Source organism: Microbispora sp. NPDC046933, from assembly GCF_040644635.1.
In the GTDB taxonomy this organism is placed as follows: domain Bacteria; phylum Actinomycetota; class Actinomycetes; order Streptosporangiales; family Streptosporangiaceae; genus Microbispora.
The window spans coordinates 1-13,595 of sequence record NZ_JBEYWW010000060.1 but is presented as its reverse complement, the minus strand read 5'-3'; the positions used below and the strand labels follow the sequence as shown (position 1 = coordinate 13,595).

Here is a 13,595-nt window from a genome sequence, read left to right as displayed (position 1 = left end):
CGGCCGCCGCACCCGAGTGGTTGGCGTGGCCAAGCCTAAACTTGCGCCATGCCCATCTACCTGAGCCTGCTCGACGGTGTGCGGTGGCGGGGGCAGCCGGTGGTCGGCGAGAGGGCTCAGGCGCTGCTCGCAGCCCTCGCGCTCGCCTGCCGGACCGTGAACGCGGACCAGCTCGTCGCGGAGGTGTGGGGGGACAGCGAACCGGCCAATCCGGCGAAGGCGCTGCAGGTCCTGGTGTCCCGGACCAGGTCGGTCGTGGGGTCGGAGGCGCTGGTCACAGAAGGGAGCGGCTACCGGCTCGAGGTTCCGCCCGACCGGGTCGACGCCGGCCGGCTGCACGGTCTGGCGAACCGGGCGCGGGCACTGCTCGTCGAGAATCCGGCCGCGGCGGCCGCGGCGGCTGAGGAGGCGCTCGCGCTGGGCGTCGGGGCGCTGCCGCCCGAGGGCGGCGGCCCGCTGGCCGAGGTGCGCCGGCGCGCGGAACGCGACCTGGCGTCCGCGCGGGTCGTGCTCGCCCGGGCCCGTAGCCGGAGCGGCGACCACGGCCCCGCCCTGCCCGAGCTCGAGGAGGCTGTGCGGGTCCACCCCGAGGACGAGGGGCTGCTCGCCGACCTCCTGCGCAGCGAGGCGGCGGTGCGCGGGACGGGCGCCGCGCTGGACCGCTTCGAGCGCTACCGGTCGGACCTGCGCGACCGGCTCGGCACCGACGTCGGCCCGGAGCTGCGGCGGGTCCATCGCGAGCTGCTGGCGCTCGACAGCCCCGTGCGCGCCGGCGTGCGGTTCGACACGACCCCGCTGCTCGGGCGCGACGACGACCTCCGACGAGTGCGGGCACTGCTCGCCGCCTCCCGGGTGGTCTCGATCCTCGGTCCCGGCGGGCTCGGCAAGACCCGGCTGGCCCATGCCGTCGCCCGCGAGGCCCCGCAGCCGGTGGTGCATTTCGTCGAGCTGGTCGGCGTGACCGCGCCCGAGGACCTGGTCGGCGAGGTCGGGTCGGCGCTCGGCGTCCGCGACTCGGTGACCGGACGCCGCACGCTCACCCCCCAGCAGCGCGCCGACGTCCGGGCCCGGATCGCCCAGCAGCTCGATCTGGCCCCGACGCTGCTGGTGCTCGACAACTGCGAGCATCTGGTGGAGGCGGTCGCCGATCTGGTCGCCTATCTGACCGCGACCACACGGGAGCTGCGCGTCCTCACCACGACCCGCTCGCCGCTGGCGATCGCCGCCGAACGCGTCTATCCGCTGCCCCAGCTGGGAACCGGTGACGCCGTCGAGCTGTTCCGCGACCGCGCGACCGCGGCCCGGCCCGGTGTGCGCCTCGACGAGGATGACGTACGCGCCGTCGTGGCCCGCCTGGACGGCCTGCCGCTCGCGATCGAGCTGGCCGCCGCCAAGGTGCGGGTGATGTCACCGGTCGAGATCGCCCGGCGGCTGGAGGACAGGTTCTCGCTCCTGCGCGGCGGTGACCGGAGCGCCCCCTTCCGGCACCAGACGCTGCTGGCGGTGATCGACTGGTCCTGGAACCTTCTGGGCGAGCGGGAGCGCCGGGCCCTCCGCCGCCTCTCGGCCTTCCCGGACGGATTCACCCTCGACGCGGCGGAGGAGGTGCTCGGCGACGACGCTCTCGGCGACGTCGAGGAGCTCGTCGAGCAGTCCCTGCTCACGGTCGTGGAGACGGCCGACGGCGTCCGCTACCGCATGCTCGAGACGGTGCGCGAGTTCGGCCGGGTGCGGCTGGAGTCGGCCGGCGAGACCGCCGACGCGCGGGCCGCCGTACGCGCCTGGGCCGTCGGGCACGCCGACCGGCACGGCGCCAGGCTGTACTCGCCTCAGCAGGTCGACGCGATGGACCGGCTGCGTTGTGAGGAGACGAACCTCGCCGACATCCTGCGCGAGGCCCTCGCCGACCCCGACCCGGAAGCGGTCGTGGTGCTGTTCTCCGCTCTGGGCGGCTACTGGACGATCCGCGGGGACCACACGCGCAGCATCGTCCTCACCCCGGCCGTCGCCGCCGCCCTGGGTGGATGGACGCCTCCGCCCCGGCTCCTCGACCGGACCCGGCTGGCCCTGAGCATCGCGTTGTTCAGCACCACCATCGTCTCCTTCGAAGAGACCGGGACGCTGACGCAGTTGCTGTCCGGGCTGGGCGCCGACTCGGCGAACCCGGCCGTCCGGGCACTGGTGACCGCGCTGCTCACCATGGTGTCGGATCCCGGGCGCGGCCTGGAGAAGCTCGCCGTCGATCCCGACCCCATGATCCGCCGGATCGCGCTGCACTGGCTGAGCCACGGCCGGGAGAACGTCGGCGACCCGGTCGGCGCGATCGAAGCCGCCCGGGCCGCCCTCGAACTCGTCGGCGATGACGGCGGCCCCTGGCATCGGGCGGTGCTGCACACCCAACTGGCGGGCCTGTACGCGCACCTCGGTGACACCGCGTCTGCCTCCAGGCATGCCGCCCAGGCGCTCCCGGTGCTCGAACGCCTCGGGGCGGTGGACGACGCCATCCAGATCCGCGCCGGCCTCGCCATGGCGGCGCTCGCCGAGGGCCGCCGCGACGACGCCGCACGGATGCTCGACGACATGGAGGCGCTCGCCTCCCAGGGCACCTACGGCGAGGCCCTGGCGGTCGCCGCCGGCAGAGCTGAGCTGGCCCTCGCCGACGGCGACATCGCCGTGGGGTTGCGGCGGCACCGCGAGACCGCCGAGGTGCTCCGGAACCGGCGCGTCCCGGGGCCGGTGGACGATTTCACACCGTGGGCCGTCCTGGGCGAGGTCATCGCGCTCTCGGCGTTCGCGCAGTACGGCGAGGGCGACGACGGCGCGGACCTCTTCGAGTCGCTGCGGGCCAAAGTCATGGTCGTGTTCGGCCCGGACCCCGCCAACAAGGACTACCCGGTGATGGGGATGGTGCTCGCCGGGCTGGGCATCTGGGGCCTGCTGAAGGGGGCGCTGCCGGTCGAGGAGGCGGTGCGGCTGCTCGTGCTCGCCGACCGGTTCGCCTACAACCGGTTCACCCCGACGATGCAGTGGTCGGTGCTGTCCGCGCACGCCGAACGGGTCGCCCCCGGCGCCATCTCCCGGATCGAGGCCGAATATGGCGAACGGCGCGGCCCCGACCTGCTGGGCGAGGTTCGCGCCGTCCTGCGGCGGGTGGTCTGACACCGGCTACATCTTGCGGGAGTACGAGCGGACCGCCAGGGGAGCGAAGATCGCGACGACGACCGCGCAGCCGATGACCGCCCAGCCGACCTCGGCCGTCACGGCCCCGTCGTTGAACAGGTCGCGCACCGCGGAGACGACGTGCGACACCGGGTTGACCTTCACGAACGCCTCAAGCCAGCCGGGCAGCGTCCTGGCGGGGACGAAGGCGTTGGACAGGAAGGTGAGCGGGAACATGATCATCATCGAGATCCCCTGAACGCTCTGCGCCGAGCGCGCCATCGTGCCCAGCCAGGTGAAGATCCACGCCAGCGACCAGCCCGCGACCACCGTGAGCGCGACGCCGCCGACGCAGCCGAGCACGCCGCCACCGGGGCGATAACCGATGAGCAGGCCGGTGACGACCGTCAGCACCGACGCGATGCCATAACGGATCAGGTCGGCGATCATCGGGCCGGCCAGGGGTGCGATCCTCGCGATCGGCAGGGACTTGAAGCGGTCGAAGACCCCCTTGTCCATGTCTTCGCGCAGCTGCACGCCTGTCGCCATGCAGACGGTCAGGGCCGTCTGGGCGAGGATGCCGGGGATCAGTATCGGGAGATAGTTCGACACGCTGCCGGAGATCGCGCCGCCGAAGATGAACGCGAACATCGCCGTGAACAGCAAGGGCTGGATGAGGACGTCGAAGAACTGCTCGGGCTTGCGACGCATCTTCTTCAGGGCCCGCCATGCCATCGCCAGGATCTGGACCCAGGTTGCCTGCAGCGAGCTGCGGGACGTGGTGCGGGCGACCACGGCGGACGGGTCGATGCGCTGGGGGTCGCGGGTGGTCGGGGTCGCGGTGGTCGAGGTCGCGGTGCTCGTGGTCATCGGGCCGCCTCCATCTGGGGCTCCATCTGGGGTTCGTCGGCGCCGTGGCCGGTCAGCGCCAGGAAGACCTCGTCCAGCGTCGGCTTGGCGACGCTTACCGAGGAGATGCCGAGGCCTGCTTGTCTCAGGCCGATCAGGACGTCCGCGGCCCGGTCGGGGTCGGGAAGGGGGATGTTCATTCGTCCCGATTCCGGGGTCAGGACCGGCTCCTCACCCAGCAGCCGGCGGACGACGTCCGCGGCCAGGGCGGTGTCGGCACCGTCCGCGAGCCTGAGCTGCAGGGTCGAGTCTCCGACCTGGGTCTTCAGGGCGTCGGGGGTGTCCTCGGCGACCTTCCGGCCTCGGTCGATCACCGCGATGCGGTCGGCCAGCTGGTCGGCCTCGTCCAGGTATTGGGTGGTCAGGAGGATCGTGGAACCGTCGATGACCAGCTCGCGGATGGTGTCCCACATCTGACCTCGGGTTCTCGGGTCGAGGCCGGTGGTGGGCTCGTCCAGGAAGATCAGGGGTGGGCGGGTGATCAGGCTCGACGCCAGGTCGAGCCTGCGGCGCATGCCGCCGCTGAACTGGGACAGGGGGCGGTCGGCCGCCTCCTGGAGGTCGAAGCGTTCGAGCAGGTCACCGGCGATGCTCTTGGCTCGGGCGCTCGGCAGGCCCTGCAGGCGGGCGAACAGCCAGAGGTTCTCCCGGGCGGTCAGGTCCTCGTCCACCGAGGCGTACTGGCCGGTGACGCCCACCAGCTGCCGGATGCGGTGGGGTTCCCGCCGGACGTCGACGCCGAAGATCTCCGCATGGCCGCCGTCGATCGGGAGCAGGGTGGCGAGCATCCGGAGCATCGTGGTCTTACCCGCTCCGTTCGGGCCCAGGACCCCGAAGATCTCGCCTTGCCGTACGTGAAGGTCGATGCCGTCCACGGCCCGGAAGTCTCCGAAGTTCTTGACCAGACTGTCGGCCCGGACGGCACTGAGGTCCGCCATGACGCGTCTCCTCTCTCCGCCGGGTACCTCCCGGCGTCCGAGGAGAGCTTCCGCGTTGCCGGCTTCATCGCGGCTTCACGCTGGTTTCACCTCCGACCTGGCGGTTTCACCAGCTGTGGGGGTGGAGTCGTGATCACGTGGCGGGGAAAAGGACTCGACGGGATGATGCTCGGGCTTGTAGCTTGCCGTTGACCGCGACACCGCCCGAGGAGGTGAGACCCATGAACGCTGTATCGATGTGGGTGCTCCCCCTTCCCGTCACGGTCGGGCGATCGAGGTAGGTGTCGCCGGGAGCGCCTCGCCAACAAGGCACTCCCGAAAGGCAACACCAATGCACTCTCAGCAGGTCGCCGCCGAACCGCCGTCGAACGACAGGGTCGAGCGTGACTCCACGGTGGGCGACGTCCCCGGACTCTGGTCGCCGGCCTCCGGCGCCGATCGCCCGCCCCTCATCTTCGATGTGATCATCGCCGGGTGTGGGCCGACCGGTGCGATGCTGGCCGCCGAACTGCGGCTGCACGATGTGCGGGTACTCGTTCTGGAGAAGGAAACCGAGCCCGCGTCGTTCGTCCGCATAGTCGGTCTGCATATTCGCAGTCTCGAGCTGATGGCGATGCGCGGACTTCTGGATCGCATTCTCCAGCATGGAAGACGGCGTCCGGCCGGCGGTTTCTTCGCCGCCATCCCCAAACCCGCGCCCAAGGGCCTGGATTCCGCGTACGCCTATCTGCTGGGCATCCCGCAGCCGGTCATCGTTCACCTGCTCGAAGAACATGCGATCGAACTGGGTGCCCAGGTCCGGCGCGGTTGTGCGGTGGCCGGTTTCGAGCAGGACGACGAGGGTGTGACCGTCGAGCTGGCCGACGGGGAACAGCTGCGTTCGCGCTACCTCGTCGGCTGTGACGGCGCGCGCAGTATGGTGCGCAAACTCCTCGGTGTCGGCTTCCCCGGCGAGCCCGCACGGACCGAGACGCTGATGGGCGAGATGGAAGTGGGTGTGCCGCAGGAGGAGATCGCCGCCAAGGTGGCCGAAACCCGCGAGACCCATCAGCGATTCTGGCTGCGGCCCTTCGGCGAAGGGGTCTACAGCGTCGTAGTCCCCGCCGCGGGAGTCGGCGACCGCACGGAACCGCCCACCCTCGAGGATTTCAAACAACAGTTGCGCGCCATCGCCGGAACCGATTTCGGCGTGCACTCCCCGCGCTGGATGTCCCGCTTCGGGGATGCCACCCGGCTGGCCGAACGGTATCGGGTCGGGCGGGTGCTGCTGGCCGGCGACGCGGCCCACATCCATCCACCCACCGGCGGGCAGGGCCTCAACCTGGGCGTTCAGGACGCATTCAACCTCGGCTGGAAACTGGCCGCACAGATCCGCGGCTGGGCCCCGGAAACACTGCTGGACACCTACCAGGCCGAACGTCATCCGGTCGCCGAGGACGTGCTGGACAACACCCGCGCCCAGATGGAACTGCTGTCCGCCGAACCGGGCCCGCAGGCCGTGCGCAGGCTGCTCACCGAACTGATGGACTTCGACGAGGTGAACCGCTATCTGATCGAGAAGATCACCGCGATCGGCATCCGCTACGACTTCGGCGAAGGCCCCGACCTGCTCGGCCGCCGCCTGCGCGACATCGACGTGAAACAGGGCCACCTCTACGGTCTGCTGCATCGCGGCCGCGGCCTGCTGCTGGACCGCACCGAACGCCTGACCGTCGGCGGCTGGTCAGACCGGGTCGACTACCTCGCGGATCCCACTGCGGTGCTGGATGTTCCGTGCGTCCTGCTACGCCCCGACGGCCACGTCGCCTGGATCGGCGACGATCAGGGGGACCTGGACGACCACCTCTCCCGCTGGTTCGGCAAGCCCGCCGACTGATCACCCGCCGTCATCGAACCGCCGTCACCGAACCGTCGTCACCGGGGCCCCACCGGACCTCTCAGGAACTCCCGCGCACCGCGCAGCCTGGTCTTCAGGTGCCGCTGGGTCAGGCCGCAGTCCAACCGCACGTCGAGCGGCCCGGGCAGGCCGGTGTCAGCGCGCCGGCCGTACGGAAGCCGCGCCGGATCGATGCCGTCACGCCGCGCGACAAGACAACCGAGCTTCGACTCCCGCGGCCGTTCCCGTTCGAGTCAGACAGGTCGCGGCCACGACATGGCCGTCCGCCGCGGACTGCCGCGCGAGTTCGCGGCCGAGAAAGCCGCTGCCGCCCACGATGAGGATCCTCATGGGCTGTGACCGTACTTCAGCGAGGTGGCCGCCTCCTGAGTGCTGTCCCCGCCGAGCGCGGTGACGTCGCTCTGGAAGCGCGTCATCCCGCGGAGGAGGAAAGTGGCCAGCGGCACGGCGAACCCGGCGACCGCGCCGATCGCCAGCAGCGTCGGACGGCCGATCGCCGCACTGACCGGACCGGTCAGCGTGAGGCCGAGGGGCGTCATGACCGAGGCGGCCAGCCAGTCCACGGAGGTGACCCGGGCGAGGCGCTCCGGCGGGATCTCCCTCTGGAGGTTCACCACCCACTGCACGGCGAAGATCTCCAGCCCCAGGCCCGCGACCACGTAACACGCGTACACGAATTCCGGCGACATCGGCCAGGTGAGCGCGAGCGGCACGACGCCGTAGAGGGCGAGCCCGCCGATCGCGGCCAGCCCCGGCCGGCCGGGTTTCCATCTCATGCTGATGAGCCCGCCCGCCAGGCCGCCGGCCGACAGCAGGGCGAGGGCGGTTCCGTACACGGCGTCGCCGCCGAAGGTCTCGCGGGAGACGAGAGGCAGCAGGACCTGCGCCGGCGCGATCGTGAGCATCTGCTGGAGCGCGACGGCGACGATCACCCCCAGGACCCACCGCCGCCGTACGACCTCGGAGAGGCCGTCGGCGATCTCCCGTACGGCGGACGCCCGCCGCCCCGGCGTGACGACGGGTTCGCGCAGCGGCAGGAGAAGGACGAGGCCGAGCAGATAGGCCGCCAGCACGGCGAGAAATCCGATCCCGGCGGACCACGCCGTCACCACATACGCGCCGAGACCGGGCCCGATGATGGCGCCCAGCCGCCAGGAGACGGCCGTGAGCGCCGCGCCGGCCGGACGCTGGGCGGGGGTGAGGACCGATGACAAGCAGGCCTGGTACGCGGGCCGGTGGAACGCCTCCGCCCCTCCGACCAGGAAGACCAGGAGCGCGAGGAGCCATGTCGACGCCTCACCGCACAACCCGACGGCGGCCACGCAGCATTGGAAACCCAGCGAGGCGACCATCACGGTACGGCGCGGCAGCCGGTCCGCCCACAGCCCGCCGAGCAACGCGAACACGATCAGCGCGACCCACCGGCAGGTGAAGATCGCGCCGACCGTCGAGGCGGTGCCACCCGCGTTGAGGGCCGCGATGGTGACCGTGACCGGGAAGATCTGGTCGGCCGCCACCGACATCGTGAAGCTGAGCCACAGCAGGCGGAATTCGCGGTTCCGTGCCAGAGACCCGCCCGCGGAACCAGTCGGACTGCGCATGCTACGCAATGAATCCCGATCGAGCGGAACCTGCAAGGAGAACGACCCCTCGCCGTGGAGGTAGGGATCACTCGCGTTGACGAGCGGCTTCGAGTATGCGCTTCAAGCGGGTGAGGTCGGCCTGCACGAGGCCCGCGTCGCGGGCGAAGTCCTCGTCGTTCACCCCCGGGAGGCGGCGCAGGGTGAACACCACCTCGCAGGACTCCCCGTCCGGGATGACCCGCATCGGGTTGTAGACGACCTCGCCGGAGGGCAGCGTGACGTCGTGGTCGAGAACGCCGTACTCGTTGCGCTCCGCGAAGGCCACGCGGACCCGGCCCGACGGGCTCTCCACGTACCACTGTCCGTCGACGTTCTCCACCGAGCTGCCGAGCCCGGGTGCCCACTCCGGGAGGTTGGCCGGGTTCGACGCGTATTCGTAGACGTCATCCGCGTGCCGGTCGATCCGCTCGCTGATGTGCCTGGATTCTGAAGCCATGTTCGCCATCATGCCGAATCGGCCACTGCCCGCCGCCGCGCGTCCCTCGTCAGTCCGTAGACGCCAGGCCCGTGCAGACTGGTGTGCATGGCGACAGCGGGAACGACGGGGGAGTTCGGCTGGGAGTTCGGCAAGGCGGTGCGCCGCTGGCGTGACCGGGTCTCGCCCGAGACCGCCGGGCTGCCCCCGGCCGGGCACCGGCGCGCGGCCGGGCTTCGCCGTGAGGAGCTGGCCCTGCTGGCCGGGATCTCCGTCGACTACGTCACCCGTCTCGAACAGGGCCGCGCGTCCAATCCGTCGGCCCAGGTCGTCGAGGCCCTGGCCCGGGCCCTGCGGCTGTCGGGCACCGAACGTGCGCACCTGTTCCGGCTGGCGGGGCTCGCGCCGCCGGGCCGGGAGACGGTGCCGACGCGCATCACCCCGAGCGTCCGGCGGCTGCTGGACCGGCTGGCCGGCACGCCCGTCGCGGTCTTCGACGCGTGCTGGACGCTGCTCCTGGCGAACCCGCCGTACGCCGCGTTGATGGGCGACCCGTCGGACTCGCACGGCGACCAGCGCAACGCGGTGTGGCGGCATTTCCTCGGCCCCGGCAGCCGGGCCCGGCACACTCCGGAATCCCTGCGGGAGTTCGAGACGGCCCTGGTCGCCGACCTGCGCGCGGCAACCAGTCGCTATCCGGCCGACCAGCGGCTGCGGCGGCTGGTCGCGGATCTGCGCGCGAACAGCGAGCGGTTCGCCGAGCTGTGGGATTCCGGCACGGTCGGCCGGCACGAGGCCGCGCGCAAGACCATCGACCATCCGGACGTCGGCCCCCTCACGCTGGACTGCGACGTGCTCACCGTGGCGGGCGCCGACTTGCGCATCATGGTCTACACGGCCGAGCCCGGCACCCAGGACGCCGAACGCCTCGCATCGCTCACCGCGCTCGGTATGCCGACACTCGCCGGATAGACCCCCTGTCGAAAGCTTTCGCCCTCCGCATCAGGACGAACGCGCTGGGCGACTGAAAGTATTCGATTGATCACCGAAACATTAAGGGCCACACTCGCGCCTCGACGTTAGACTGCGCCTTGTGACCGTTGTCGACGAGCCGCCCACATCCGAACCCGAGCCGCTGACCCTCGCGCAGCTCGCCGAACTCGCGGGAGTGTCCAAGGCGACGGTCTCCAAGGTGGTGAACGGCCGGTCCGCGGTGGCGCCGGAGACCCGCGCCCTGATCGAGGGCCTCATCCGTGAGCACGGCTTCCGCAGGCAGCGGCGGCGCTCCAGCCCGGCCGCCGTGCTGGAGCTGGTCTTCCACGAACTGGCGGGCGACTACCCCACGGAGATCGCCCGGGGGGTGGGGCAGGTCGCGCGCGAGCATCACATGGCCGTGGCCATCTCCGAGTTACAGGGCAACCACATCCCCGGCGCCGACTGGCTCGAGGACGTGCTCGGCCGCCGCCCCGCCGGCGTCATCGCGGTCTTCTCCAGCCTGACCGACACCCAGCGTGAGCGGCTCGCCACCCACAAGATCCCCCTCGTCCTCCTGGACCCGACCGGCGACCCGGGACACCGCGTCCCCTCGGTGGGCGCGGGCAACTGGAACGGCGGGCTCACCGCCACCCGCCACCTGCTGGAGCTGGGCCACCGGCGGATCGCCATCATCACCGGGCCGTCACACGCGTTGTCCAGCCGGGCCCGTCTCGACGGCTACCGCGCCGCGCTCGACACGGCCGGCGTGCCCGTCGACCCCGACCTGATCTGCCAGGGCGACTACCAGATCGAGGACGGCCTGACGCACACGCGACGGCTGCTGCGCCTGTCCGATCCGCCCACCGCCGTCTTCGCCTCCAACGACGGCCAGGCCATCGGGGTCTACCATGCGGCCCACCAGTTGGGGCTGCGCATCCCGGAGGATCTCAGCGTCGTCGGCTTCGACGACATGCCCCCGGTGCGGTGGGCCATCCCGCCGCTGACCACGATCCACCAGCCGCTGACCGAGATGGCGGCGGCGGCGGCCGACATGCTGGTGACGCTCGCCCGTGGCGAATCCCTCCCCCACAACCGCAAGGAGTTCGCCACGACCCTCGTCGTACGCGAGAGCACCGCGCCTCCGAAGCGCTAGAGGCGAGACCTCCGGTGCGGCGGGTCCGCAGCACCGGAGGCCGTGATCGCCCAGGATGTCAGGGGCTGGTGCAGGTGACGGCCGGGGTGGCCGCGCTGCCGTTGGCGGTGAAGCCGAAGGTGGTGGACGAGCCCGCCGCGATGGAGCCGTTGTAGGAGGCGTTGCGGACGGTCACGGAGGAGCCGGACACGCTCTGCTCACCGTTCCACAGGCTGCTGATGGTCTGCCCGCTCGGCCAGGTCCACTTCACGGTCCAGCCGTCGACCGGCGCGCTGCCCGCCCGTACGGTCACCGTCGACTGGAACCCGCCCGGCCAGCTGTTGGTCGTCTCGATCGTCGCCGAGCACGCTCCCGTGACCGGAGACGGCGTCGAGGACGGGCTGGTACGCGGGGAGGGGCTGGTGTTCGGGCTGGTGTTCGGAGACGGGCTGGTGTTCGGGGACGGGCTGGTGTTGGGGGTCGCGGCGTTGAGGGCGTCGAGAACGGCCGTGTACGCCTGCTTCTTGGTGTAGTTGCCGTCGAACAGCAGCGGGGTGTCGCCGCTGCGCCAGGAGTACTTGTCGGTGACGCCCCACACCGTGATGCCGGTGCAGCGGGGCACCGCCGTGCAGGCCTGCGTGACGCGGCGGTAGGCGTCGGCCTGGGCCGAGCCCGAGCCGCCGATGTCGAGCTCGGTGATCTGGACGTCGACGCCGAGCGCGGCGAACTGGGCGATGTTCTGCTGGTAGTTGGACGGCACCGATCCCGACGACAGGTGCGACTGCAGCCCGACGCAGTCGATCGGCACGCCGCGGGCCTTGAAGTCCTTGACCATGTTGTAGACGCCCTGGGTCTTGGCGGCCGTGGCGTTGTCGATGTTGTAGTCGTTGTAGCAGAGCTTGGCGTTCGGGTCGGCCGCCCGCGCGGCCCGGAAGGCCTCCTCGATGAAGCCGTTGCCGAGCTTCTGGGTGAACACCGAGCTGCGCAGGGTGCCGACCGCGCCGCCGTCGGCGAAGGCCTCGTTGACCACGTCCCAGGCGTAGATCTTGCCCTTGTAGTGGCCCATCACGTTGTTGATGTGGTTGACCATCGCGCTGCGCAGGTCGCTCGCCGACAGGCCGCTGACCCAGCTCGGCAGCTGGTTGTGCCACACCAGCGTGTGCCCGCGGATCTTCATGCCCTTGCTCTGGGCGTGGCTGACGATCTGGTCGGCGGAGGTGAAGCGGAACGAGCCCCGGGAGGGCTCGGTGGCGTCCCACTTCATCTCGTTCTCCGGGGTGACGGCGTTGAACTCCCGGTCCCACGTGGCCACGTAGGTCGAGTCGTTCATGTGACCGGCCGCGATCGCGGCGCCGTAGTAACGGCCGCTCTGGGCGGCCGCCGCGCCGAGCGTGCCGGCGGCGGCGCCTGCGGGGACGGTCACCGCGAGTGCGGTGACCGTGCCGAGTGCGCCGAGGGCGCCGGTGACCAGCATCCGGCGGGCGCCGCCGGGCCGTCGCCGCCCTCCGCCGGCGGGTAAGAGGTTTTCGCCCATGACTGAGCCTCCACTGCGGAATCGATGAGGGAACGCGGATAGACGCCCGCGGGAACAGCACGCGAGCCGTCGTCGCGTCGAGACTGCGGCCCCTGCCGCCCACCACCGACCCCGGCAGGAGAAAGCCGCTTGGGGAGTCAGTCTGGAAATCATCACGAAAAGTGTCAAGGGCGTTTCCAGAAAGTTTCGATGCCCGCTTCCGCATCAAGGCCCGCACACTGCACGTATGCCGTCGATCGTCGATGTAATTTTCCGGCCCATGCCGGGAAGCCGCCCGCGACGCGGGTTTCGATGAACGTTTCATCACCGCGCCTCCCCCTGCCGGTGCGTCCGCGCCTCGTCGCGGCAGTTGAGACGCGTGCGCCGGTCGGCAGGGCGGCACAGGGGCGGCACAGGGCGGGAGCCGGAGCTTGACGCAAACTTGTCGCGTCGTATTTGCTCCGGCGCACCACCACCTCCGGTCATCCCGAGGAGAGGAGCAGTCGACTCGTTGAGCCGATGTTAGCGCTAACAGATCTGCCGACGAGCGCTACGAGAGCCCGGCCCCCGGAGATGTGCGGGTCGGCCGAGGCGGCATCGCCGCCCACCCACCTCATCGTCATCGAGAGGGGTTGACCAACCGAGAATGTTAACGTTCACATATCTGCGGGGCACGGGCCGATGGAGACGGTGGAGACGCCGGCTGACCACCGCGCTCCTGGCCATGACCGTCGTGGCGACGGCACCGGCCGTCGCCCGCGCCGAATCGAACGGCGGGGTGCGGGTCATGCCGCTGGGCGACTCGATCACCGAGGGCACCCAGGTGCCCGGCGGCTACCGGATCGGGTTGTGGCAGCGCCTGGCCGCGGGCCGTTACACGATCGACTTCGTCGGGTCGCAGTACAACGGGCCCGCCGGCCTGGGTGACCACGACCACGAGGGGCACCCCGGGTGGCGGATCGACCAGATCGACGCCAACATCACCGGCTGGCTGCGGACCTTCACCCCGCGCAC

General features: G+C 70.9%; 10 protein-coding genes and 1 pseudogene. 5 read left to right on the top strand and 6 right to left on the bottom strand.

Annotated elements, in window-relative coordinates:
- Positions 1-48: 48 nt before the first annotated feature.
- Positions 49-3,159, top strand: coding sequence for a BTAD domain-containing putative transcriptional regulator (locus tag ABZ857_RS42180; RefSeq protein WP_357055935.1), 3,111 nt, complete (start codon positions 49-51; stop codon positions 3,157-3,159).
- Between the two features lie 6 nt (positions 3,160-3,165).
- Here ABZ857_RS42180 and ABZ857_RS42175 read toward each other — a convergent pair whose 3' ends face one another.
- A complete protein-coding gene (locus ABZ857_RS42175) occupies positions 3,166-4,029 on the bottom strand; it encodes an ABC transporter permease (RefSeq protein WP_357055932.1) in 864 nt (287 codons plus the stop codon).
- Positions 4,026-5,006, bottom strand: a complete 981-nt coding sequence (locus ABZ857_RS42170) for an ATP-binding cassette domain-containing protein (RefSeq protein WP_357055929.1) — start codon at positions 5,004-5,006, stop codon at positions 4,026-4,028. The genes ABZ857_RS42175 and ABZ857_RS42170 overlap by 4 nt, the downstream gene beginning before the upstream one ends.
- Before the next feature lie 451 nt (positions 5,007-5,457).
- Between ABZ857_RS42170 and rox the strand changes: the two genes are divergently transcribed.
- A complete protein-coding gene (rox, locus tag ABZ857_RS42165; RefSeq protein ID WP_357055982.1) occupies positions 5,458-6,882 on the top strand; it encodes a rifampin monooxygenase in 1,425 nt (474 codons plus the stop codon).
- 198 nt (positions 6,883-7,080) lie between these two features.
- Here the strand turns inward: rox and ABZ857_RS42160 are convergent, their stop codons facing one another.
- The 3 genes from ABZ857_RS42160 to ABZ857_RS42150 form a co-directional block, all read right to left on the bottom strand.
- Positions 7,081-7,233, bottom strand: a complete 153-nt coding sequence (locus ABZ857_RS42160; protein ID WP_357055926.1) for a hypothetical protein — start codon at positions 7,231-7,233, stop codon at positions 7,081-7,083.
- Positions 7,230-8,504: an MFS transporter gene (locus ABZ857_RS42155; RefSeq protein WP_357055923.1), complete on the bottom strand. Its 1,275-nt coding sequence runs from the start codon at positions 8,502-8,504 to the stop codon at positions 7,230-7,232. Before ABZ857_RS42155 ends, ABZ857_RS42160 begins: the two co-directional genes overlap by 4 nt.
- A gap of 67 nt (positions 8,505-8,571) precedes the next feature.
- Positions 8,572-8,982 (bottom strand): SRPBCC family protein, encoded by a 411-nt coding sequence (locus ABZ857_RS42150; protein WP_357055920.1) that lies wholly within the window; start codon positions 8,980-8,982, stop codon positions 8,572-8,574.
- Positions 8,983-9,069: 87 nt separating this feature from the next.
- On the opposite strand from ABZ857_RS42150, the gene ABZ857_RS42145 reads away from it, so the two are divergent.
- On the top strand, positions 9,070-9,933 hold the full coding sequence (locus tag ABZ857_RS42145; RefSeq protein ID WP_357055917.1) for a helix-turn-helix transcriptional regulator: 864 nt from the start codon (positions 9,070-9,072) through the stop codon (positions 9,931-9,933).
- A gap of 121 nt (positions 9,934-10,054) precedes the next feature.
- Positions 10,055-11,089, top strand: coding sequence for a LacI family DNA-binding transcriptional regulator (locus ABZ857_RS42140; protein ID WP_357055915.1), 1,035 nt, complete (start codon positions 10,055-10,057; stop codon positions 11,087-11,089).
- Between the two features lie 58 nt (positions 11,090-11,147).
- Here the strand turns inward: ABZ857_RS42140 and ABZ857_RS42135 are convergent, their stop codons facing one another.
- Complete coding sequence (locus ABZ857_RS42135; RefSeq protein WP_357055912.1) at positions 11,148-12,602, bottom strand: endo-1,4-beta-xylanase; 1,455 nt, start codon at positions 12,600-12,602, stop codon at positions 11,148-11,150.
- Positions 12,603-13,305: 703 nt separating this feature from the next.
- Here ABZ857_RS42135 and ABZ857_RS42130 point away from each other — a divergent pair.
- Positions 13,306-13,595: pseudogene (locus ABZ857_RS42130) on the top strand (SGNH hydrolase); the annotation flags it as partial.